The following is a 21,111-nucleotide window of genomic DNA, read 5'->3' as shown; positions in this document are numbered from 1 at the left end:
AGGGGACGCAGTCTCGCCGCCTCTGCCCGCACCGGGGCGCCGCAACACCCTTAACGACGGGCAGCGAACAACAAACAAGGGACTAGAGGTGGCGGATTCATGCAAGCGACTACTGCCTTCACGCACCGCGGTTATTTGTTGAACTGCGCGCCCGCGCGCGCGAGCGACGGTTCATTCAAGCCCTACGTCGTGATCTCCCGATCGAGCGACGGGGAGCTCGTCGCGAACCGTTTCTTTCCGACCGAGCTCCAGTTCAACGACGAAGGCGACGCGATCGCGCACGCGCGCGACTGGGCCGTGCGCTGGATCGACGCGAGCAGCATCACGATCTGACGTCGCAGGGCGGCAATCGCGTCGGCCATCCGGCCGATACCCTGGCGTGCCGCCGCCGATCGAAAACGCGGTAATCTTGCGGAACCCGTTACTTCATGAGCGGCCGCGCCGATGCGCGGCCGCCTGCATTGGCATATGTCGACATCACCCGCCCGTCAGTGGGGCCTCGAAGAAATCGTTGCCGGCTTGCGCGAATCGCGCGAGGAACTGCATCGCACCCGCCATCCGCGCGGCATCCGTGAACTGCCGTCGCGCGACGCGATCTGCAAGATCGTGACCGGCCTGCGCGCGTCGATGTTTCCGACGCATTACGGCGCGCCGGATCTCACCGACGAAAGCGTCGACTATTACGTGGGTCATACGCTCGAGAGCACGCTGCGGATCCTCTCCGAACAAATTCGCCGTGCGCTGCCGTTCCTGCCCGAGCACGCGGACACGCCGTTCGCGGCACTCGACGAACGCGCGTTCGAGATCGCACGCGAGTTCGGGCGGCAGCTGCCGTCGATTCGCGCGCTGCTGGTGAGCGACATCCAGGCGGCGTACGCGGGCGATCCGGCCGCGCAGCACATCACCGAGATCCTGCTCTGCTATCCCGGCGTGCTCGCGATGATGCACCACCGGCTCGCCCATGCGCTGCACCAGCTCGGCGTGCCGCTGCTCGCGCGCTTCATCAACGAGATCGCGCATTCGGCCACCGGCATCGACATCCACCCCGGCGCGCAGATCGGTCCGAGCTTCTTCATCGACCACGGCACCGGCGTCGTGATCGGCGAAACCGCGATCATCGGCGAGCGCGTGCGCGTGTACCAGGCCGTCACGCTCGGCGCGAAGAGCTTCCCGGCCGACGGCGACGGCGCGCTGGTGAAGGGCAACGCACGCCATCCGATCGTCGAGGACGACGTGGTGATCTATGCGGGCGCGACCATTCTCGGCCGCGTGACGATCGGGCGCGGCTCGGTGATCGGCGGCAACGTGTGGCTCACGCACAGCGTGCCGCCCGGCACGAGCGTCGCGCAGGGCAAGGTCCGCGAGGGCGGCAGCGCCGAGAAGCCGTAACGCGGCGGGCGAGCGGGGCCGCGCGCGGTCGCGCGACATCCGACGCAGCGGCCGGCGCGGCGGCCGACGACCGGCCTCGCGGTCAGCGAGGCGACATGCGTTTCATCCCGGATACCGGATATTGGATACCGGCTGCCAGCGGCTGCAGGCAGCGCGCTGCGCCGCCGCTCATCCGGCGTCAATGCTTGCCGGCCGGCGATCGATGCTTGTACAGCACGTCCTGATCGACGCGGATCAGGTTCTGCCCCGCATCGACGACGAAATCCACGCCGTTGTAGGCGCTGCCGGTGAGCAGCAGGATCGCGCTCGCCACGTCGTCGGGGCCGGCGATGCGCGCGAGCGGTGTCGACGCGCGGCTCGCGTGTTCGAAGTCGGCCTGCGTTTGATCGTCGCTCGGCAGCATCAGCCCCGGGAACACCGCGTTCACGCGCAGCACCGGCGCCGACGAAAGCGCGAGCATCTGCGTGAGGTTGCCGAGCGCCGCCTTCGCGACCGTGTAGCTGAAGTGGTCGCGGTGGAAGTTCTCCTTGATCTTCTGATCGACCACGTTGACCACGACGCCCTGCGCGCCGGCCGCGCGCGCCCGCTCGTAGAACGCACGCGTGAGGAGGATCGGCGCGCGGCAGTTCACGGCCCACGCCTGATCGAACGCCGCGAGTTCGAAGCTCGGAAAATGGTCCTGCCAGAACACCGACGCATTGTTGACCAGCACGTCGAGGCGGCCGAAGCGCGCATACACCTGATCGATCAGCGCGCTGATCTGCGCGGCATCCGACAGGTCGGCCTGCAGCGCGACTGAATCGTGCCCGCGTTCGGCGATCGCGCGGGCAGCCGTATGGGCGGCGTCGGCCGAGCGATCGTAGTGGATCGCGGTGCGGTAGCCGTGATCGGCGAAATACTCGGCGAATGCGCGCCCGGCCCGGCGCGCGGCGCCGGTCACGAGCACGACGGGCGTGTTTGCCGCTTGCTTCCGGGGCTGCATTACGTGTTGGTGAGGTTGACTGAAGAAGGGTTCGCGACGATCGACAGGAATTCGCGCCGCGTCGACGGATCGGTGCGGAACGTGCCGAGCATGCGCGACGTGACCATTTCCACGCCGGGCTTGTGCACGCCGCGCGTCGAGATGCACTGGTGCGCGGCTTCGAGGATCACGCCGACGCCCTTCGGCTGCAGCACGTCGAACAGCGTATCGGCGATCTGCACGGTCATCTTTTCCTGGATCTGCAGGCGCTTGGCGAAGGCATCGACGAGGCGCGCGAGCTTCGAGATGCCGACGACGCGATGGTTCGGCAGATAGGCCACGTGCGCACGGCCGATGATCGGCACCATGTGATGCTCGCAGTAGCTCTCGAAGCGGATGTCCTTCAGCACGATCATTTCGTCGTAGCCGTCGACTTCGCTGAAGGTGCGCGCGAGGATGTCGCGCGGCTCCAGCGCATAGCCGGCGAAGAACTGCTCGTATGCGCGCACGACCCGCGCCGGGGTGTCGAGCAGGCCTTCGCGGGCCGGATCGTCGCCGGCCCAGCGCAGCAGCACGCGAACGGCATCCTCGGCTTCTTCCCGGGTCGGCCGGGAGGCGGCCGGTTCGGGCCGCGTGGTTTTCTTACCCATCTTCTGATCGCTCCATCGAATGCGGCCGCCAGCGGCGGCGCGGATATCCGGACATTGTTTCATGCTTTGGCCGCCCGTGCGTACGTGCGTACCGCCTGCCGTGGGCGTCCGCTACTTCGGCCATTCGTCCTGCTCGTCGTTGAACAGCGACGCGACGACGCCGCGCAGCCACGCGGTGCGCGGATCGTTGTGGAACTTGCGATGCCAGTGCTGCTTCAGGTCGAAGCGCGGCAGCGGCAGCGGCGGCTCGACCGGCACGATGAACGCGTGCTCGGCCGCATACGCGTAGCCGATCGCATGCGGCACGGTCGCGATCAGGTCGGTGCGGCTCAGGATGAACGGCAGGCTCATGAAGTGCGGCGTCTCGAGCACCGCGCGGCGCTGCATGCGCTGCTTCGCGAGGTGTTTCTCGAGCACTTCCTGGCTGCGGCCTTCGGCGCGCACCACCGCATGTCCGCAGCCGAGGAACTGCTCGATCGTCAGCGGGCGCGCGTGTTCGAGCGGATGGCCGCGCCGCATCAGGCAGACGAACCGGTGCGTGAACAGCCGCTGCTGGAAGAAGTTGTTGCCGTCGAGATCGGGGAAATAGCCGACCGCCAGATCGATCGAGCCGGCTTCGAGCCCGCGGCCCACTTCGTCGTGCGACAGCGATACCGAACGCAGGTTCGCGTGCGGCGCCAGGCTCGCGAAGGCCTGCAGCAGCTTCGGCAGGAACACGATCTCGCCGACGTCCGACAGCGCGATCGAGAACGTATGCATGCTCGCTGCCGGATCGAAGTCGTGCGGCGCGACCAGGCCGCGCTCGATCTGCGCGAGCGCGTCGCGCGCGGCCGGCAGCAATGCCAGCGCGCGCGGCGTCGGCTCCATCCCGCGCGACGTGCGCACGAACAGCGGATCGCCGAAGTAGGCGCGCAGCCGGCCGAGCGCCGTGCTCACGCGCGGCTGGCTCACGCCGAGCAGGTCGCCGGCGCGGCTCACGTTGCGCGTGTCGTCGAGCGCGACGAGATAGGGAATCAGGTTCAGATCGAGCGCGTCCATCGCCGGGCCAATATCTTGAAAATGAATAGAACATATCCGCTGAATCGCGTTGCCGGATAGTCGGGAAAGCGCTGAAATGTGTTCCACGATTCGAATTAATGTTCAGGAGACGAACAATGCGCACCCAGGTCGCCATCATCGGCGCCGGTCCTTCCGGCCTTTTGCTTTCCCATCTGCTGCGCCTGCAAGGCGTCGATTCCATCCTCGTCGAAGCCCGCTCGCGGGAATACTGCGAGAACCGCATTCGCGCCGGCGTGCTCGAGCAGGGAACGGTCGACACGCTGAACGAAGCCGGCCTCGGCGACCGGATGCGGCGCGAGGGGCTCGAACATCACGGCATCGAGCTTCTGTTCTCCGGCCAGCGTCACCGGATCGACCTGAGCGGGCTGACCGGCGGCCGCGCGATCACCGTCTACAGCCAGCACGAGGTCGTGCGCGACCTGATCGCGGTCGGCGATACGCACGGCCATCAGATGCACTTCGACGTCTCGGACGTGGCGCTGCACGACGTGGAGAGCGACCGTCCGTTCGTCACGTTCACCCACGCGGACGGCCGCGCCGAGCGCATCGACTGCGACTACATCGCCGGCTGCGACGGCTTTCACGGCATCGCGCGGCAGACGGTCCCCGCCGAGAAGCTGAACACGTTCGAACGCGTCTATCCGTTCGCGTGGCTCGGCATCCTCGCGGATGCGGCGCCGTCGCTCGACGAGCTCGTGTACGCGCATCACGACAACGGCTTCGCGCTGTTCTCGATGCGCTCGCCGACGGTCACGCGCCTCTATCTGCAATGCCGGCCCAACGAAGACCTCGCCGAATGGTCCGACGCGCGCATCTGGGACGAACTGCACACGCGTTTCTCGAACGACACCGGCTGGACGCCGACCGAAGGCCCGATCACGCAGAAGAGCGTGACGCCGATGCGCAGCTTCGTGTCGGAGACCATGCAGCACGGCCGGCTGTTCCTCGCCGGCGACGCCGCGCACATCGTGCCGCCGACCGGCGCCAAGGGGATGAACCTCGCGGTCGCCGACGTGCGCGTGCTGTCCCGCGCGCTCGGCGCGCGCTACCGCGATGGCGACGCCGCGCCGCTCGAGCGCTACTCGGCGACCTGCCTCGAACGCATCTGGCGCGCCGAGCATTTCTCCTACTTCATGACGAACATGCTGCATTCGTCGCCCGACGATTCGCCGTTCGTCAATCGCCTGAAGTTCGCCGAGCTGAAGTACGTGACGCGCTCGCGGGCCGCCGCGCAGTCGCTCGCCGAAAACTACGTCGGCCTGCCGTTCGACGACCAGCTCGCCTCCGATGCAACCCGCCTTGACAACGCGCTGTGCGCGACTCTATGATCGGCAATCGTTCGCTAATCGAATCAAGGTTCGATAGTCGAACAAAAGCCGAGGGTCGACGACGGCCTGCGGCGCGGCACGCGCTCCGCGTGTCACTTCGACAGGCCGCGCATCGTGCCGCGGGTTCGTATCAGGAAGAGACATGGTCAACAAGATTTTCGAATCGCTTCAAGCGGCGGTGGCGGACGTTCACGACGGCGCGACCATCATGATCGGCGGCTTCGGTACGGCGGGCATGCCGTCCGAGCTGATCGACGCGCTGATCGAGCAGGGCGCGCGCGGCCTGACGATCGTCAACAACAACGCGGGCAACGGCGAGACGGGGCTGGCGGCGCTGCTGAAAGCCAAGCGCGTTCGCAAGATCATCTGCTCGTTTCCGCGCCAGAGCGATTCGCAGGTGTTCGATGGGCTGTACCGTGCGGGCGAGATCGAGCTGGAGCTCGTGCCGCAGGGCAACCTCGCCGAGCGGATCCGCGCGGCCGGCGCCGGCATCGGCGGCTTCTTCACGCCGACGGGTTTCGGCACGAAGCTCGCCGAAGGCAAGGAAACGCGCGTGATCGACGGCAAGTCGTACGTGTTCGAAACGCCGATCCATGCGGACTTCGCGCTGGTGAAGGCGTACAAGGGCGACCGCTGGGGCAATCTCGTCTATCGCAAGACGGCGCGCAACTTCGGGCCGATCATGGCCAGCGCGGCGAAGGTCGCGATCGTACAGGTGTCGGAAGTCGTGCCGCTCGGCGCGCTGAACCCGGAACACATCGTGACGCCGGGCATTTTCGTGCAGCGCGTCGTCGAAGTGCCGCAGGCCGCGCATGCGGCCGAGCTGGCTGCCGAACGCGCCTCGCAAGCCGCCTGACGGCCCGAACCTCGTATGGGACCGGCGTTCGCGCGGCAGCGCCCGCGCCGGTCGACAGGAGAACCGAAATGAAACGACTGACCCGCGATGAAATGGCCAAGCGCGTCGCCCAGGACATCCCCGAAGGCGCGTACGTGAACCTCGGCATCGGCGTGCCGACGCTGGTGGCGAACCACCTCGATCCGAGCAAGGAGATCTTCCTGCACAGCGAGAACGGCCTGCTCGGGATGGGCCCGGCGCCCGCGCCCGGCGCCGAGGACGACGAACTGATCAACGCCGGCAAGCAGCACGTGACGCTGCTCACCGGCGGCGCGTATTTCCACCACGCGGATTCGTTCGCGATGATGCGCGGCGGCCATCTCGACTACTGCGTGCTCGGCGCGTTCCAGGTGTCGGCGGACGGCGACCTCGCGAACTGGCATACCGGCGCGCCCGACGCGATTCCGGCCGTCGGCGGCGCGATGGATCTCGCGATCGGCGCGAAGCAGGTGTTCGTGATGATGGAGCACCTGACGAAGCAGGGCGAGAGCAAGATCGTCGCGCAGTGCTCGTATCCGGTGACGGGCGTGCAGTGCGTGAGCCGCATCTATACGGATCTTGCGGTGCTCGACGTGACGGCCGACGGTCTCGCGGTGAGCGAGATCTTCACCGACCTGTCGTTCGACGAACTGCGCAAGCTGACCGGCGTGCCGCTGATCGACGCGACGCGCAAGGCGGCGGCCTGAACGGCAAGCGGGCCGGCGTGCGCGTTCGATCGCACGCCGGCCCGCTTCGGTAGACAATAGCCGCACGCCGTTTTTCCACTCTGACGCCATGCTCGAAGACAGCGCCCGCCTCACTTCCCTCATCTGCGGCACCGAGCCGCTCAACCGGATCTGGTCGCCGCGTGCGACGATCCAGCGGATGCTCGACGTCGAGGCGGCGCTCGCCCGTGCGCTCGCCGCGCAGCAGGTGATTCCCGCGGCGGCGGTCGCGCCGATCGAACGCGCCTGCGACGCCGGCCGGCTCGACGGCGACGCGCTCGCACAGGGCGCCGCGCTCGGCGGCAATCTGGCGATTCCGCTCGTCAAGCAGCTCACCGCGCTGGTGAAGGCCGACGACCCGGAAGCCGCCAAGTTCGTGCACTGGGGCGCGACCAGCCAGGACATCATCGACACCGCGACCGTGCTGCAGCTGCGCGACACGCTCGACGTGCTCGAGCCGCTGCTCGACGAAGCGTGCGCGTCGCTCGCGACGCTCGCTCGCGCGCATCGCGCGACGCCGATGATCGGCCGCACATGGCTGCAGCAGGCGCTCCCCATCACGCTCGGCCTCAAGTTCGCGCAATGGCTCGATGCGCTGCTGCGTCATCGCACGCGCTTCGCCGAATTGCGCGAACGTGCGCTGGTGCTGCAGTTCGGCGGGGCGGCCGGCACGCTCGCGAGCCTGCGGGAACACGCGGCCGGCGTGAGCGCCGCGCTCGCGGCCGATTTGAAGCTCGCGCTGCCGGCCGTGCCGTGGCATACGCAGCGCGATCGCATCGCGGAAGCCGCGTCGTGTTTCGGGATGCTCGTCGGCACGCTCGGCAAGATCGCGCGCGACGTGTCGCTGCAGATGCAGACCGAAGTGGGCGAGCTCGGCGAACCGGCCGCGGCCGGCAAAGGCGGCTCGTCGACGATGCCGCACAAGCGCAACCCGGTCGGCTGCGCGGCGGTGCTCACCGCCGCGACGCGCGCGCCGAACCTCGTGGCGACCGTGTTCGCGGCGATGGTGCAGGAGCATGAGCGCGCGCTCGGCGGCTGGCAGGCCGAATGGGACGCGCTGCCCGACCTCGCGCGCCTGACCGGCGGCGCGCTCGCGCAGATCGCGCAGATCGCCGCGGGCCTCGACGTCAACACCGAGCGCCTCGCCGCGAACCTCGACTTCACGCACGGGCTGATCCTCGGCGAAGCCGTGATGCTCGCGCTCGGCGACCGGATCGGCCGGCTCGATGCGCACCATGTCGTCGAGCATGCGTCGAAGCAGGCCGTGCGCACCGGCGCGACGCTGTTCGACGTGCTCGCGGCGGATCCGGCCGTATCCGCCCACCTGTCGCGCGACGCGCTCGCGCAGCTGCTCGATCCCGCTCATTACGTCGGCGAGGCGCACGCCTACGTCGACGCCGTGCTCGCGCTGCACGCGGGCGCGCAATAACCAGGAGAACCAAGAGATGCCTTTCGCCACTGTCAACGGCGTGAAACTGCATTACCGGATCGACCGTGCCGCGCGCGCCGACGCGCCGTGGCTCGTCTTCTCGAACTCGCTCGGCGCGGATCTGCAGATGTGGGCGCCGCAGATTCGCCCGCTCACGCAGCACTTCAACGTGCTGCGCTACGACACGCGCGGCCACGGCCATTCCGAAGCGCCGGCCGGCTCGTACACGATCGATCAGCTCGCAGGCGATGTGATTGGTCTGCTCGACCATGTCGGCGTCGAGCGCGCCTGTTTCTGCGGGATCTCGATGGGCGGCTTGACCGGCGCCGCGCTCGCCGCGCGCTTTCCGGCGCGTATCGTGCGCGCCGTGCTCGCCAACACGTCCGCAAAGATCGGTTCGCCGGAAGTGTGGGCGCCGCGTGCGCAGAAGGCGCGCGCCGAAGGGATGGCCGCGCTCGCCGATGCGGTGCTGCCGCGCTGGTTCACCGACGCGTTCGTCGAACGCGAGCCGCGCCTGTTCGACGCGATCCGCGACACCTTCGTGCATACCGACAAGGACGGCTATGCGGCGAACTGCGACGCGCTGAATGCAGCCGACCTGCGCGACGAAGTGAAGGGCATTGCGCTGCCGGTGCTCGTCGTGACCGGCGCGAAGGACATGTCGACGCCGCCCGACCAGGGCCGTGCGCTGGCCGCCGCGATTCCCGGCGCGCGTCACGTCGAATTCGACGGCGCGCACATTTCCAACATCGAGTGCGCCGACGGTTTCAACCGCGCGCTGCTCGACTTCCTGACCGCGTGAGGCGCCGACGATGGACGACCAGCAACGCTACGAAGCGGGGATGAAGGTGCGTCGCGCGGTGCTCGGCGACGCGCACGTCGATCGCTCGCTCGAAAACCGCACCGAAGTGACCGAGGAATTCCAGAACCTGATCACGCGCTACGCGTGGGGCGAGATCTGGACGCGCGACGGCCTGCCGCGCCATACGCGCAGCCTGCTGACCATCGCGATGATGGTCGCGCTGAACCGCGGCGAGGAGCTTGCGCTGCACCTGCGCGCGGCGCGCAACAACGGCGTGACGCGCGACGAAATCAAGGAAGTGCTGCTGCAGACCGCGATCTACTGCGGCGTGCCGGCCGCGAACTCGGCGTTTCATCTCGCCGACAAGATCTTCAAGGAGCAGGACGCCGCCGCATAGGCGGTGCCGGCGCGCGCGCCGGCACCGCTTCGCTCGCGCGCCGCGCCGAGGCCGGCGCAGCGTGACGAGCACAACAAGTACGATAAGCACGACGAGCAATGAACGCGCCGGCAGCGTACCGGTGCGTGAGCGAAGGAAAGGCGCGGTCGGGAGGCCGCGCGGGTTGCATCCATATCAATGCAGGAGCGGACCGAAGCGAGCGCCGAAGCGCAGCGTCGGCCGACAAGGAGACTAGCGATGAATCGCACCCCCGTGGTCGATGTTCAGACCTTCATCAACGAGCAGCCGTTCGGTGGTTTTCAGTGGCTCGTGTTCCTCATGTGTTTCGTGATCGTGCTGCTCGACGGCTTCGATACGGCCGCGATCGGCTTCATTGCGCCGTCGCTGCTCGGCGAATGGAACCTCAGCAAGCCCGATCTCGCGCCGGTGCTGAGCGCCGCGCTGTTCGGCCTCGCGTGCGGCGCGCTCGTGTCCGGTCCGCTGTCCGACCGCCTCGGGCGGCGTTCGCTGCTGCTTGGTTCGGTGTTCCTGTTCGGCGTCGCGTGCTTCGCTTCCGCCTTCTCGACCACCATCGGGCACCTGACGGTGCTGCGGTTCATCACCGGCGTCGGCCTCGGCGCCGCGATGCCGAACGCCGTCACGATGATGGGTGAGTTCTGCCCGGACAAGCGCCGCGCAACCGTGATCAATCTGATGTTCTGCGGTTTTCCGCTCGGCGCCGCGTTCGGCGGTTTTCTCGCGGCGTGGATGATTCCGCATTTCGGCTGGCGCAGCGTGCTGCTGCTCGGCGGCGTGACGCCGTTGCTGCTCGGCGTGCTGTTGCTGCTGAAGATGCCCGAGTCGGTGCGCTTCATGGTCGCGCACGGCCGCAGCGTCGAGCGCATTCGCGCGACGCTCGCGCGCATCTCGCGCGATGCGCTGAATGCCGGCTCGTTCGCGCTGACCGAAACGGCGCCGCAGACGGGCGGCAAGGGGCTCGGCGTCGTGATGTCGCGCGCGTACCTCGTCGGCTCGGTGATGCTGTGGGTTGCGTACTTCATGGGGCTCGTCATCTTCTACGCGTCGATCAACTGGATGCCGATTCTGCTGAAGGATGCCGGCCTCGCGCCGAAGAGCGCGACGCTGATTTCCGCGCTGTTCCCGCTCGGCGGCGTCGGCGCGGTGCTGTGCGGCGTGCTGATGGACCGCTTCAACGCGAACCGCGTGATCGCCGTCTGCTACGCGCTGACCGCGATCAGCGTGTACGCGATCGGACAGGCCGCCGGCAATGTGGGGCTGCTGGTGCTGGTCGTGTTCGTCGCGGGCGTGCTGATGAACACCGCGCAGTCGTCGATGCCGGCGCTTGCCGCCGCGTTCTACCCGACCGAAGGGCGCGGCACGGGCGTCGCATGGATGCTGGGCGTGGGACGCTTCGGCGGGATTGCCGGGTCGTTCCTCGTCGCGGAACTGACGCGCCGGCATTTCTCGTTCGCGTCGGTGTTCGCGACGATCGCGGTGGCCGGCCTGCTCGCATGCGTCGCGCTGCTCATCAAGCAGATGGCGCGGCCGCACGGCGTCGCGCAACCGGCCGGGAAGGTCGAGTCGCTCGGGCATTGACCGTGAGGGCGGCGGGCGACGCACCGGGTTCGTTGGTGCGGCGCGGGCCGGCGCGGTGAGCGACGGCCGACGACGGTTCGGGCCGCTTCGGCGGCCCGTCGCTATTGCGGCCGGTGCGCCGCTATTCCTCGGCGTCGTGTTCCTTGACGAAATTTCGCAGATACGCGCGCAGCGCCGCCTCCTGGCTGCGATGATCGATGTGGCTGGCGGCGCCTATTTCGGCTTCGTCGCCGAACAGTGTCGGCGGCGCGCAGTACGTGCCCACTTCGACGTTTTCGCGCAGCACGCGGATGTCGTGCGTGAGCGGGCGATATTCGGCGACCCAGTGCATGCCTTCGATATGCTCGCCGGCCTTCAGCAGTGGCTTCATCGACAACCTCCGTGCAGAGCAGCGGTGCAGCCGCCTAAGCGGCTGCACGCGCCCGTACGCGAAGGGTACGCCTGCGCCGCACGAAGCTCAACGGGCGCACTTGTGAGTGCTTACTGCGGTAGCAAGTGGATGACGAGCGGATACAGCGACAGGACCAGCAGCGCGGCCATCGTGACGTTGAAGATGCGCAGCGCGCGGCGGTTCGACAGGAAGCGGCGCAGGCCCTGGCCGAAGGCGGCCCACAGGCTGATGCACGGAAAGCCGATCATGACGAACACGACGGCCATCCACGCGGCGTTCATGCCGTAGTCGGCGGACAGGCGGATCGTCGTCGCGGCGGTCAGCACCATCATCCACGCTTTCGGGTTCACCCACTGGAACGCGGCGGCTTCGACGAACGTCATCGGCCGCGGCTTCGCGCCGTGCGCCTTTACCTCCCCGGACGTGCCGATTCGCCATGCGAGATACAGCAGATAGGCGACGCTCGCGACTTCGAGAATCGTATACAGGAACGGCACGCGGCGGAACGCTTCGCCGAGGCCGAAGCCGACGCAGAGCATCAGGATCGCAACGCCGCTGCTGATGCCGAACAGGTGCGGCATCGTGCGGCGGAAACCGAAGTTGACGCCGGACGCGAGCAGCATCGTGTTGTTCGGGCCTGGCGTGATCGACGTGACGAGCGCGAACAGCATGCCGGCCGGCAATGCGCTGAGGGTGAGGAATTCCATCGCGAAGTTCTCCATTCGTGTTCGAGGCTGGGATGGAGTCAGTGTAGCGACGGGTTTATGTACAGTACCGGTACAGTTGGATTGACGATTGCCGGTACGGAGGGGTGGTTGTTGTCGTCGGCCGATGGGCTGGTTGTTGTCTCTCAGAAAAGATGTCCGCAGTCTCAATAAGTTGTCTTTGAATAATTGACTGCCATCCCTTGCGTAAAAGCCGCGACCAGCCACGACTCGCGGAAAGTGATAGCGAATATTTGCCGGCATGGGCTTTTGGCGCAATGTTTGATCAAGCTCGCTGTATCGTTATTGCCGCGTTGGAGGCGCTTACCGCCCGTTCACGGTTTAGGCTCATCCGCGCGAACGCGCCTGGAAAGTCATTCTCCAACGGTCCACGGAAGAGTGAGGAGGCGTGAACGGTGACTGCGATGTAGGGCTTCGCGAACAAGTTGAAAATGAAGAGGGATGCAGTCCCTGGCGATTGCCATGGTGCTGATTGCCTCGGAACCGCAGTCTCACATGACTCGACTGACGACGAGCGATTGGGCCTGAACAACGGCCTCCAATGAGCGCTTACCATCCAAGGACATCGGGAACATCGGGAACATCGGGAGCATCGGGAGCATCGGGAACATCGGGAACATCGGGAGCATCGGGAACATCGGGAACATCGGGAACATCGGGAACATCGGGAGCATCGGGAACATCGGGAACATCGGGAACATCGGGAACATCGGGAACATCGGGAACATCGGGAACATCGGGAACATCGGGACATCGGGACATCGGGACATCGGGACATCGGGACATCGGGACATCGGGACATCGGGACATCGGGACCTTCGGGACGTCGGAACGTCGGCCGTTGTAACGTCGTTATCGTGAGTGACCCCATCGAAACCTCCGGTGTAGTCGAACAACAAGACCGTCGTGGAAATGAGGTGTCGAACGATCGTCCCTGTGAAGGCCCGCGTGACTTCGCAGCAACGTAAGAGGTATGGCGCGAAATGACCAATTGGGTAACCAACCGACTCAGTGAGACGCCGTCGGATCTTTCTTTGCAGGATCCAGAAGGGATCAAGTTTGTGGTTTTCGATGCCTTCGGAACACTTTGCCGGATCCGGGATCGTCGACACCCCTATGGAAAGCTGCTGCGTTGTTGCGACGACCGCTCGGCGGCTCGCAAACTGATAATGACCAGGCCACTGACGCTGCGCGACGCTGGACAGCATCTAGGTGTTCACGATGACGCGCTAATCGCTTCGCTCGAAGCAGACCTTGCCGTTGAACTGGCGAGCATTGAGTTATACCCAGAAGTTGTTGACGTACTACACGGATGGAAAGAACGGGGTATCAAGATCGCGGTGGCATCAAACCTTGCGATGCCCTACGCCGAGCCGCTGCTGAGACTGTTGCCGTTTCCGCTCGACGCATATGCCTGGTCATTCGAGATCGGCTACACAAAACCAGCACCTTCTTTTTACGGGTGGGTGATCGCCCAACTGGGCGGCGATGTCGTGATCGGCATCCACAATACTGTACTGTGGGTGGGAGATAGTCTGCCCAACGATTATCGCGGCCCGATTGAATACGGATTGCGCGCGATCTTGATCGAACGCGAGCCGACTGGCCTACCGTCTCGTCATAGCCGAGCACTCATGGTGTTTCCGGAGCTACCGAATCCCCGGCTGATTCGAGGGCTGGCGTAACGAAGTCTGCCAACCAGTTCATCGCTTGCGCCCCTTGGTCCGAGCGCGTCTGACCCTTTGAAGGTGGATGTCGCTCTATGGTCGTTCGAAGTCGGAGGTTATCGTCACCGCGCTTTTTCGAGAGTGCGAGCGGATCGCCCGGGACGATGTTGTCGATCGTATCGACGATTTCCAAAGCAAGCGAGAGTGCTCAGCGGGGCCGTCTTGCGGCGAATACTCCTTGCCGCCGCACAAATCACTTCGTCTTGATGCAGTGATATGGGCTACAGATTGGCCATCCGTTGTCGATCTGCTACCCAGCTCAGACTTGCCCTAAAAGTGTAACTTTCACACAACGGTCGCCGGTCGGCGGGCAGGCGTTGCTCGTCCGTCGTCGAAAATTTGTGTGCGTTTTGAACACCTATTGGTTAATTTTCGCCGATTTCAGCGCGCACTCGGTCCAGAGATTTTACGAACGAATTGACCCTACTCGGGAAACGTCAGAGCCGGGACTTGTACAAAAAGGGAAATTATTTTCTTCTCATTTTCTGCGTCTCCATAACACGCCCCACTATTTTTCCATTCATACGAGACTTCTTCTGCATGTGTTGTCGCGCAGAAAAAGAAAAATTCCCTTGCCGGCCGGCTGGGTCACGACATAAATTGAGAGACAGGAAACGTCAAGTTGAGAAGCAATGACACCGTTCTCGAATGCATTGGTGAATTACCGGAAGCGCGCCGGACTCAGTCAGACGAATCTGGCCAAGCAACTCGGGGTCGCAATCCAGTATGTGTGGAAGCTTGAGCGCGGAGTGAAGCCGCCGCCGTCGCCTGAGCAAATCGAGCGCATCGCCGCGGCACTGGATATGGGCGAAGCCGATGTCGCTTCATTGCTCGAGGCGGCCCGGGATTCACAAAAGAAATTGCGACTGCCTGACGACCTGCACTCAGACACGTTGCGGGTGATTAATCGTTTGGTTCGGGCATCGACGCGTTTGAACGGCGACCAGGTCACGTTGCTGGACGAATTGGTTGCGAGGCTTGATCGGTAGCGCCACGAGGAAAATACATTTCCCCATCAACCTATTGATTTAGGAGAACTGCCTATTTGACAGAAAAGAAAAAACCAACCCATCTAGGACGGATTGGTTCTTTCGACCCGGATGAGCGGGGCAATGCTGAGGCCTAAGCAATTTCAGTATAGCTCCCTCCTCATTCGCGTCAAGCCCCAACTCGTCTCCTAGTTGCGTGGAAGTGACATCCACGCGGTCGGCGCTCGCCCATACGGGCCGGCGCCCTCTCATCCACGCGCCCATCGAGGCGCAGGAGACATCACCATGCCTTCGTACGATACCCGCAGTGGCGGAAATTTTCGAGGTTTCACGCCATCCGTCAAAAACGCTTGCTCGACGCCATGGTATTCCCTGGCTGAAGAGGCCACGACCCTCTTGCTCGAGTTCAGCCAGGAGGTACTGCGCTTCCGTAGCGCTCAAGATAGAACATTTGTCCTCCGTGAGGCCAGTCAGGTTTTTCGATACACGCCCGACTACGAGGTTGTGCGTCGCGACGGTTCGACTGTCTTCGTCGAAGCCAAGCCCGCAAAGGATTTACAGAAGCCTTCAGTGCAGGCCCGCATGGCGCGTGCGAGGGCCGTCCTCGCGCAGCATGGATACGCCCTCTTCATTTGGGATGAACGTACCTACATCGCCGGCACGCGTCACGAGACGCTGCGGCTCTTGCGGCCGTGGCGGGGGCGAATTTCATCCGAACGGATTCGGGAAGCACAGTGGCTTGTTGAAAAGAAGCATCCGAAGACTTTCCGAAATCTCGTGCATCTGGCCCGTACGCGCGACGTCGCGTTGACCTGGATCGCCAATGGCGCCGCAGGCATCGATCTCGATGTGCCACTGACCTCCGACGCAGCCATCTACGTCGCTCCTTCGGAGGTGCGTCATGCAAAAATTTTTGCTTAAACGTGGCGTCGAGTTCTGCGAGGGCGAGTACGTCTGGCGTGTCCAGAGTGCGATGCCCGATGGTCGAATCGAACTCAGCTCCGAGTACGGCTCGCCAATACGCCTGCACGAAGCGGAAATCTGGGCACGGCATGGTAACGGCCAATGGTCCGTCAGAGTCGAATCGCTGCTCGAGACAGGGGCGTCACCGATCGTCGTTGCTCGGCGCGATGTTTCAACATTCGAAGAGAAAGATATTGTCGTAATGCGTGCAAGGCTCGTCTATCTGAGAGCCGTCGAGGCGGCGAAGTGCTCACGCGTTCGCGAGGTCGAGAAGGTCATCAAACGGGTGGCGTGCGAGGTTGGCGCATCGATGCCGCCGGACTATCGAACCTTCTGTCGCTGGCGCAAGCGCTACCTACATTCGAGTGATGTCATGGACGTGGTGCCGCGACATGAAAACAAGGGGCGACGCGAAATCCTCGATGGTCCACTGCTCACGCTGGTGGAAGATGTGATCGATACGCACTATCTCAACGACCAGAAACTCAACGTCGCGAGATTGTACGATCGTGTCGAGGAGGCCATCGACGTTCATAACGAACGTGATCCAGATAATCCGTTGCCAACGATAAGTAGGTCAACGCTTTATCGTCATGTCGAGAAACTGAACAGCTATCTCGTTACTGCGGCCCGGGAGGGTCGCGCCGAAGCACTGAAGCAGTATCGGCCAGTGTTTCGCCGACTCAAGACAAAAAGGCTCAACGAACGGTGGGAAATTGACCACACGCCAGTGAACTTGATGTGCGTCTGTGAGCGCACCCGTATGGTCATCGTTCGTCCCGTACTGACGCTCATCATTGACGCGCACACTCGTATGGTGATGGGGTTTCATATCGGGGCGCGCTCACCTGGCCAGGAGGAGGTCGGATGGGCAATGCAAATGGCCATGCTCAGCAAGTGCGATCTGTTGAATCGATTGGGTCTGGGACACCTTGAATGGCTGGCGCGAGGTGTGGCTGAGATGGTCGTCGGCGACAACGCGTGGGAATTCCACGGGTCCGCCATGCGAGCAGGCTGTGACGATCTGGGTATTTCACTCGTGTACTGCCCGAGGCGTGCACCCTGGTTCAAAGGCCGCATCGAACGGTTCATGCGCACGATAGCGGAACAGCTCTTTCACTTGATTCCCGGGACGACCCGATCGAATACCAAGGATCGTGGAGACTACCCGTCCGAGAAGCTTGCGTGCGTTTCGCTCGAGGAGCTGACGGTGTTTGTCGTGCGCTGGATTGTGGAGTGTTACCAGCACACGCCACATCGCGGCTTGAAGCGCAAGACGCCAGCCCAGGCTTGGCAGGAAAGTGCACGTCTGACACCTACCTATATGCCGGCCGATCCGGGTCAGCTATCCATCGCATTTTCGGACGCCATCATGCGCCCTATTACAAACAGTGGCGTGACATTTGAGCACCTTTCATACAATTCCAGTGCACTGCAGTTGCTCCGTCACAGCATTCCCGACGATGAAAAAGTGCGGGTGCGGTACTTCAACGATCAGACCAGCCATATCTTCGTCTACGACCCGCGAAGCAAGGAATACCTTCGCGTCGATTGTACGGATCCGGATTACACGAAGGATCTAACGCGATGGATGCACAACGAGATCACCGGCGGCATGCGAGACAGCAGCATCGACATCAACCCCGTCTCGCTTCGCAAAGCACGTATCCGTCTCGCAGACGATATTGCCAAGGCGGAACTTGATCAGAAACTCAAGAAGCGTAAATGGGTTGCGCAGATCAAGGGGAAGTCGAGCAAGGAACTTTTGTTGGGAACCGCCGGCGGGAACGCCGTGGACGATTCCGCCGAGTCAGATCAAGTGGATCCCATAGTCGTCAGATTCGATAGTGTTCCTGAATTTTCAGTCATGAAGCGTACCGAACGGTAGGAGATCGTCATGAAACGATTCAATGTCCGCAAAAGCATCGTCGAACATCCCGATTTCGTTGCTGCGCTCAAGAGTATCGAGGACATTCATCAGTGGCTGCGGGAATCCGGCGAAGCCGGTTGCCTGGCCACCATCGGAGAGTCTGGTGCCGGAAAGTCGACCGTGCTCGAATGCTATCGCGCCAAATTCCCGGTGCGCGAAGAGGTACTGCGCCGGCACGTACCGGTTCTCTACGTGATCGTGCCTGCGGTGCCAACCGTCCGGTCTCTTGCAGAGGCGATCCTGATTGCCTTGGGTGAGATTCCGCAAGCTGGTCAATCGAGTGCGCGCTTGACGGAACAGATTGTCAAGCTAGTACATGGTTGTGGCGTCGAGATCATTATGCTCGACGAGTTTCAGCACTTTGTCGAGGGCGATCGTCGTTCATTGAGACAGGTCGCGAACTGGTTGAAGGTGCTGCTGGACCGGCTCCCCACCGCTGTTGTGCTCTCGGGGCTGCCATCGCTGCTCCGCGTACTGCAGGTCAATGGGCAGTTGCGGCGCCGGTTTTCTCGCGTGGCGGAGATCCGCTCGTTCGATGCCAACACTAAGGAGGGTGGTGAGAGGTTCATTGGCGTGATGCATGCACTTGCCAAAGATATGCCTCTGCCGATGATGGACATCGCAAATAAGCGGGTCGCGATGAAGTTGTATTACGCGACATCAGGACTTGTGGACTACATGTGCAAAGGTAATACCCCCGTTCAGTAGGCGGGATCAGAAGTAGAATTTCCAGCAAAGGGAGTTCTACGCGATGAAGAAGTCGAAGTTCACGGATAGCCAGATCATGGAAGCGCTCAAGCGCGCGGAAGCTGGGGTGGCGGTGCCGGAGATTTGTCGGGAGTTGGGCGTTAGCACGGCGACCTTCTACAACTGGCGCAGCAAGTACGGCGGGATGGACGTGTCGCTGATGGCCAAGATGAAGGAGCTGGAAGCGGAGAACGCGCGACTGCGCAAGATGTATGTCGAAGAGAAGATCAAGGCGGAGATCGTCGCGGAGGCGCTAGCAAAAAAAGACTGAGGCCATCTACCCGCCGCGAGATGGCCAGAGAAGCAGTAGCGAGCCGGGGTGTGTCGATCCGGCTTGCGTGCGAGGCATTTGGCATAAGCCAAACGTGCTACCGCTATGAGCGGCAGCGCAATGCGGAGAACGAACAGATTGCCGATTGGCTGCTACGGCTGACCGACAATCATCGCAACTGGGGCTTCGGGCTGTGTTTCCTGTATCTGCGCAACGTGAAGGGCTTCGGCTGGAACCACAAGCGCGTGTACCGGATTTATCGAGAACTGGAGTTGAACCTGCGCATCAAGCCGCGCAAGCGGCTCGTACGGCAGGCGCCGGAGCCGCTGATCGTGCCGGCGTCGGTGAATGCGGTATGGTCGATGGATTTCATGCACGATCAGTTGAAGGACGGCCGCAGTATCCGGCTGTTCAACGTGATCGACGACTTCAACCGAGAAGCATTGGGAATCGAGATCGACTTCTCGTTGCCCTCGGCGCGCGTCATTCGGTCACTGGAGCAGATCATCGGCTGGCGGGGAAAACCGATGGCGTTACGCTGCGACAACGGTCCAGAGTATTTGAGCGATGCGATCACGCAGTGGGCCACCAGACAGGGCATTTCATTGAACTACATCCAGCCTGGCAAGCCGCAGCAGAACGCCTACGTGGAGCGATTCAACCGGACAGTACGCTATGAATGGCTATCGCAGTACTACTGGGACGACCTCGCGCACGTGCAGCACTTCGCAACCGAGTGGATGTGGCAATACAATCACGAGCGCCCTAACATGGGCCTTGGCGGCGTGACGCCGAAACAGCGGCTCATGGCCGCGGCATAGTCTCTACTTCTGACTCGCGTTAAAAGCGGGGGGATTACCCAAACTGTTGAACGGTGCGTATCGGATTGCAGAACAACGTGGGGCGAAAAGCGTCTCGCTGAATGACTTTGCCGCGGCATTTCTCGTCCATATCTGGAAGGATGCGCCGCCGGCACGCAATCCGTTCGATGCGAAGTTCAACGGTTACCCTCTCAACAAACCCGGTGAACCTTTTGCGGGAGACGTGCAATGACGACCCCTCTTCTTCTTAGCGTCGCACCGCATCGCGGAGAGTCGCTCTCGTCGCTGTTGCATCGCGTTGCCGAGGTCAATGGGCTGAGTGGGCCAGGGATGGTTCTACGACGTGCGGGCGTGGCGGCATTCCGGCCGCGCTTTGCCTCGGAGGCTGATGCGCTTGCCAGTGTTTGTCGGCTTTCGTCGAAGTTGGTCCGGGCGATGACACCGCTGACCGTGGGTGCGATTGACCGTAACGGAACGAAACGCATCAAGATCAGCTTTTACGGTCACTGGGTCGAACCCGATTCGATTCTCGTCGGCGCCAACGAGCGCATATGCCCGGCGTGCATCGCGGAGCATAAACATATGCTTGGCGTGAGCGCATACGTGTTCGCAACGGGCTGTGCCGTTCACGGCGTGCGTCTCCTGGATCGCTGCCCAAACTGTAAGCGCGATGTGTCGCCCATGCGGCCCAGTTTGGCGCGTTGTCAGTGTGGGAGTGATCTTGGCTCGGCAACGTGTCAACCTGCGGAGGCGAGCGAGATGCTGATTGCCCGACTCATCGATCGGCGTTGGCGCATGAGCTTTGAACGAGATGTGCCGCGTTGTCCGCTGGACGTGCCACCGGATTTTTCAGCGCTTGATCTGGGAGAACTCTTGCGCGTGCTGTCGTTTCTGTACCGCGTAAGTGGTGCGACAAGTGGTTCGACGGACAAGGGGCTGCGGTCGAAGGCGATTGATGAACTTGGCCCGCGAATGCAGAAGATCGGACGCGTCTTGATGGACTGGCCTGACGGCTTTGCAGAACTTGTCAATGCGGAACGACAATATCCGACGCGATCGAAGTCGCTCGTGGACTCGGCGCGAAGCGTTGAGCACATTTCCTTCCGCTTGTTTTCTGAGCTCCCTGAGCCGCAATTCGCGTTCCTCCACCATGCCCTTGTCGACGCGATAGGGCGCAATGTGTCGCGAGCCGCGTGACGCGAGGTCGTAATTGGCCGGTGGCGATCCGGCTTTGGTCAGATCGCCACCGGGTTCGCAGTGGGATGTTGAATTTCGATACGGTGAACATCGTGAAAACGTGCCGTTGTGGCGCATGTCGACCGGAATGCATGGTCGAG

The 21,111-nt window shown here is 63.2% G+C and carries 23 protein-coding genes; 17 read left to right on the top strand and 6 right to left on the bottom strand.

The annotated features are described in order from the left end of the window. The first annotated feature begins 99 nt into the window (after nucleotides 1–99). Together MYA_RS16480 and epsC are read left to right on the top strand one after the other, a co-directional pair. Nucleotides 100–333, top strand: a complete 234-nt coding sequence (locus MYA_RS16480; RefSeq protein WP_011659947.1) for a hypothetical protein — start codon at nucleotides 100–102, stop codon at nucleotides 331–333. 135 nt (nucleotides 334–468) lie between these two features. Beyond that, nucleotides 469–1,389 carry a serine O-acetyltransferase EpsC gene (gene epsC / locus MYA_RS16475; RefSeq protein ID WP_041494248.1) on the top strand — a complete coding sequence of 307 codons (921 nt, stop codon included), beginning with the start codon at nucleotides 469–471 and terminating at the stop codon, nucleotides 1,387–1,389. A gap of 178 nt (nucleotides 1,390–1,567) precedes the next feature. Here epsC and MYA_RS16470 read toward each other — a convergent pair whose 3' ends face one another. From MYA_RS16470 to MYA_RS16460, 3 genes are all read right to left on the bottom strand, one after another. After that, a complete protein-coding gene (locus MYA_RS16470; protein ID WP_041494034.1) occupies nucleotides 1,568–2,371 on the bottom strand; it encodes an SDR family oxidoreductase in 804 nt (267 codons plus the stop codon). Then, nucleotides 2,371–3,000 carry a GTP cyclohydrolase I FolE gene (gene folE / locus MYA_RS16465; RefSeq protein WP_011881089.1) on the bottom strand — a complete coding sequence of 210 codons (630 nt, stop codon included), beginning with the start codon at nucleotides 2,998–3,000 and terminating at the stop codon, nucleotides 2,371–2,373. Before folE ends, MYA_RS16470 begins: the two co-directional genes overlap by 1 nt. 111 nt (nucleotides 3,001–3,111) lie before the next feature. Continuing rightward, entirely contained in the window at nucleotides 3,112–4,038 is a 927-nt protein-coding gene (locus MYA_RS16460; RefSeq protein WP_041494033.1) for a LysR family transcriptional regulator, read from the bottom strand. Between the two features lie 116 nt (nucleotides 4,039–4,154). On the opposite strand from MYA_RS16460, the gene pobA reads away from it, so the two are divergent. The 7 genes from pobA to MYA_RS16425 all read left to right on the top strand — a co-directional run bounded on the left by pobA (nucleotide 4,155) and on the right by MYA_RS16425 (nucleotide 11,210). Then, nucleotides 4,155–5,387, top strand: a complete 1,233-nt coding sequence (pobA, locus tag MYA_RS16455) for a 4-hydroxybenzoate 3-monooxygenase (protein WP_014724220.1) — start codon at nucleotides 4,155–4,157, stop codon at nucleotides 5,385–5,387. 142 nt (nucleotides 5,388–5,529) lie between these two features. After that, nucleotides 5,530–6,243 (top strand): 3-oxoacid CoA-transferase subunit A, encoded by a 714-nt coding sequence (locus MYA_RS16450; RefSeq protein WP_011881086.1) that lies wholly within the window; start codon nucleotides 5,530–5,532, stop codon nucleotides 6,241–6,243. A gap of 68 nt (nucleotides 6,244–6,311) precedes the next feature. Next, nucleotides 6,312–6,968: a CoA transferase subunit B gene (locus MYA_RS16445; RefSeq protein ID WP_011881085.1), complete on the top strand. Its 657-nt coding sequence runs from the start codon at nucleotides 6,312–6,314 to the stop codon at nucleotides 6,966–6,968. Nucleotides 6,969–7,056: 88 nt separating this feature from the next. Further along, nucleotides 7,057–8,415: a 3-carboxy-cis,cis-muconate cycloisomerase gene (locus MYA_RS16440; RefSeq protein ID WP_014724219.1), complete on the top strand. Its 1,359-nt coding sequence runs from the start codon at nucleotides 7,057–7,059 to the stop codon at nucleotides 8,413–8,415. Between the two features lie 16 nt (nucleotides 8,416–8,431). Beyond that, nucleotides 8,432–9,217 (top strand): 3-oxoadipate enol-lactonase, encoded by a 786-nt coding sequence (pcaD, locus tag MYA_RS16435; RefSeq protein WP_014724218.1) that lies wholly within the window; start codon nucleotides 8,432–8,434, stop codon nucleotides 9,215–9,217. Between the two features lie 10 nt (nucleotides 9,218–9,227). Continuing rightward, nucleotides 9,228–9,614: a 4-carboxymuconolactone decarboxylase gene (gene pcaC / locus MYA_RS16430; protein ID WP_011881082.1), complete on the top strand. Its 387-nt coding sequence runs from the start codon at nucleotides 9,228–9,230 to the stop codon at nucleotides 9,612–9,614. A 237-nt stretch (nucleotides 9,615–9,851) separates the two neighbouring features. Continuing rightward, complete coding sequence (locus MYA_RS16425) at nucleotides 9,852–11,210, top strand: MFS transporter (protein ID WP_014724217.1); 1,359 nt, start codon at nucleotides 9,852–9,854, stop codon at nucleotides 11,208–11,210. Nucleotides 11,211–11,331: 121 nt separating this feature from the next. Here the strand turns inward: MYA_RS16425 and MYA_RS16420 are convergent, their stop codons facing one another. The 3 genes from MYA_RS16420 to MYA_RS32180 all read right to left on the bottom strand — a co-directional run bounded on the left by MYA_RS16420 (nucleotide 11,332) and on the right by MYA_RS32180 (nucleotide 13,072). After that, a complete protein-coding gene (locus tag MYA_RS16420) occupies nucleotides 11,332–11,580 on the bottom strand; it encodes a hypothetical protein (RefSeq protein WP_011881080.1) in 249 nt (82 codons plus the stop codon). Between the two features lie 110 nt (nucleotides 11,581–11,690). Further along, the gene (locus MYA_RS16415; RefSeq protein WP_011881079.1) at nucleotides 11,691–12,308 is read right to left on the bottom strand and encodes a LysE family translocator; all 618 of its coding nucleotides are present in this window, start codon (nucleotides 12,306–12,308) and stop codon (nucleotides 11,691–11,693) included. Nucleotides 12,309–12,817: 509 nt separating this feature from the next. Further along, nucleotides 12,818–13,072, bottom strand: a complete 255-nt coding sequence (locus MYA_RS32180; RefSeq protein WP_014724215.1) for a hypothetical protein — start codon at nucleotides 13,070–13,072, stop codon at nucleotides 12,818–12,820. A gap of 237 nt (nucleotides 13,073–13,309) precedes the next feature. Here MYA_RS32180 and MYA_RS29960 point away from each other — a divergent pair, with 237 nt between their 5' ends. The 8 genes from MYA_RS29960 (at nucleotide 13,310) to MYA_RS16375 (ending at nucleotide 20,971) form a co-directional block, all read left to right on the top strand. Beyond that, nucleotides 13,310–14,011 carry an HAD family hydrolase gene (locus tag MYA_RS29960; protein ID WP_083854904.1) on the top strand — a complete coding sequence of 234 codons (702 nt, stop codon included), beginning with the start codon at nucleotides 13,310–13,312 and terminating at the stop codon, nucleotides 14,009–14,011. Nucleotides 14,012–14,685: 674 nt separating this feature from the next. Then, the gene (locus MYA_RS16405; RefSeq protein ID WP_041494031.1) at nucleotides 14,686–15,042 is read left to right on the top strand and encodes a helix-turn-helix domain-containing protein; all 357 of its coding nucleotides are present in this window, start codon (nucleotides 14,686–14,688) and stop codon (nucleotides 15,040–15,042) included. A gap of 285 nt (nucleotides 15,043–15,327) precedes the next feature. Next, entirely contained in the window at nucleotides 15,328–15,963 is a 636-nt protein-coding gene (locus MYA_RS32175) for a TnsA endonuclease N-terminal domain-containing protein (RefSeq protein WP_230944691.1), read from the top strand. After that, nucleotides 15,944–17,893: a Mu transposase C-terminal domain-containing protein gene (locus tag MYA_RS16395; RefSeq protein ID WP_014724213.1), complete on the top strand. Its 1,950-nt coding sequence runs from the start codon at nucleotides 15,944–15,946 to the stop codon at nucleotides 17,891–17,893. The genes MYA_RS32175 and MYA_RS16395 overlap by 20 nt, the downstream gene beginning before the upstream one ends. Nucleotides 17,894–17,902: 9 nt before the next feature. Beyond that, nucleotides 17,903–18,643: a TniB family NTP-binding protein gene (locus tag MYA_RS16390; RefSeq protein ID WP_238539601.1), complete on the top strand. Its 741-nt coding sequence runs from the start codon at nucleotides 17,903–17,905 to the stop codon at nucleotides 18,641–18,643. Nucleotides 18,644–18,686: 43 nt separating this feature from the next. Beyond that, nucleotides 18,687–19,774 (top strand): IS3 family transposase gene (locus MYA_RS16380; protein ID WP_085954460.1). Its coding sequence is split into 2 segments (ribosomal slippage): nucleotides 18,687–18,948 and nucleotides 18,948–19,774, totalling 1,089 coding nucleotides; the frame shifts between segments, so codons are not numbered across the junction. Between the two features lie 46 nt (nucleotides 19,775–19,820). Further along, complete coding sequence (locus MYA_RS31240; RefSeq protein ID WP_014724211.1) at nucleotides 19,821–20,006, top strand: hypothetical protein; 186 nt, start codon at nucleotides 19,821–19,823, stop codon at nucleotides 20,004–20,006. Next, nucleotides 20,003–20,971: a TniQ family protein gene (locus MYA_RS16375; protein WP_041494030.1), complete on the top strand. Its 969-nt coding sequence runs from the start codon at nucleotides 20,003–20,005 to the stop codon at nucleotides 20,969–20,971. The genes MYA_RS31240 and MYA_RS16375 overlap by 4 nt, the downstream gene beginning before the upstream one ends. Nucleotides 20,972–21,111 lie beyond the last annotated feature (140 nt).

It is taken from the genome of Burkholderia sp. KJ006, from assembly GCF_000262695.1.
In the GTDB taxonomy this organism is placed as follows: domain Bacteria; phylum Pseudomonadota; class Gammaproteobacteria; order Burkholderiales; family Burkholderiaceae; genus Burkholderia; species Burkholderia vietnamiensis.
The sequence above is the reverse complement of the archived record's forward strand: the minus strand, read 5'-3'. Positions and strand labels throughout refer to the sequence as shown.

Excerpts from the sequence above, each read along its gene's own strand:
- MYA_RS16480 (WP_011659947.1), top strand. The coding sequence starts at position 100 with ATGCAAGCGACTACTGCCTTCACGCACCGCGGTTATTTGTTGAACTGC.
- epsC (WP_041494248.1), top strand. The coding sequence starts at position 469 with ATGTCGACATCACCCGCCCGTCAGTGGGGCCTCGAAGAAATCGTTGCC.
- MYA_RS16470 (WP_041494034.1), bottom strand. The coding sequence starts at position 2,371 with ATGCAGCCCCGGAAGCAAGCGGCAAACACGCCCGTCGTGCTCGTGACC.
- folE (WP_011881089.1), bottom strand. The coding sequence starts at position 3,000 with ATGGGTAAGAAAACCACGCGGCCCGAACCGGCCGCCTCCCGGCCGACC.
- MYA_RS16460 (WP_041494033.1), bottom strand. The coding sequence starts at position 4,038 with ATGGACGCGCTCGATCTGAACCTGATTCCCTATCTCGTCGCGCTCGAC.
- pobA (WP_014724220.1), top strand. The coding sequence starts at position 4,155 with ATGCGCACCCAGGTCGCCATCATCGGCGCCGGTCCTTCCGGCCTTTTG.
- MYA_RS16450 (WP_011881086.1), top strand. The coding sequence starts at position 5,530 with ATGGTCAACAAGATTTTCGAATCGCTTCAAGCGGCGGTGGCGGACGTT.
- MYA_RS16445 (WP_011881085.1), top strand. The coding sequence starts at position 6,312 with ATGAAACGACTGACCCGCGATGAAATGGCCAAGCGCGTCGCCCAGGAC.
- MYA_RS16440 (WP_014724219.1), top strand. The coding sequence starts at position 7,057 with ATGCTCGAAGACAGCGCCCGCCTCACTTCCCTCATCTGCGGCACCGAG.
- pcaD (WP_014724218.1), top strand. The coding sequence starts at position 8,432 with ATGCCTTTCGCCACTGTCAACGGCGTGAAACTGCATTACCGGATCGAC.
- pcaC (WP_011881082.1), top strand. The coding sequence starts at position 9,228 with ATGGACGACCAGCAACGCTACGAAGCGGGGATGAAGGTGCGTCGCGCG.
- MYA_RS16425 (WP_014724217.1), top strand. The coding sequence starts at position 9,852 with ATGAATCGCACCCCCGTGGTCGATGTTCAGACCTTCATCAACGAGCAG.
- MYA_RS16420 (WP_011881080.1), bottom strand. The coding sequence starts at position 11,580 with ATGAAGCCACTGCTGAAGGCCGGCGAGCATATCGAAGGCATGCACTGG.
- MYA_RS16415 (WP_011881079.1), bottom strand. The coding sequence starts at position 12,308 with ATGGAATTCCTCACCCTCAGCGCATTGCCGGCCGGCATGCTGTTCGCG.
- MYA_RS32180 (WP_014724215.1), bottom strand. The coding sequence starts at position 13,072 with ATGTTCCCGATGTTCCCGATGTTCCCGATGTTCCCGATGTTCCCGATG.
- MYA_RS29960 (WP_083854904.1), top strand. The coding sequence starts at position 13,310 with ATGACCAATTGGGTAACCAACCGACTCAGTGAGACGCCGTCGGATCTT.
- MYA_RS16405 (WP_041494031.1), top strand. The coding sequence starts at position 14,686 with ATGACACCGTTCTCGAATGCATTGGTGAATTACCGGAAGCGCGCCGGA.
- MYA_RS32175 (WP_230944691.1), top strand. The coding sequence starts at position 15,328 with ATGCCTTCGTACGATACCCGCAGTGGCGGAAATTTTCGAGGTTTCACG.
- MYA_RS16395 (WP_014724213.1), top strand. The coding sequence starts at position 15,944 with ATGCAAAAATTTTTGCTTAAACGTGGCGTCGAGTTCTGCGAGGGCGAG.
- MYA_RS16390 (WP_238539601.1), top strand. The coding sequence starts at position 17,903 with ATGAAACGATTCAATGTCCGCAAAAGCATCGTCGAACATCCCGATTTC.
- MYA_RS16375 (WP_041494030.1), top strand. The coding sequence starts at position 20,003 with ATGACGACCCCTCTTCTTCTTAGCGTCGCACCGCATCGCGGAGAGTCG.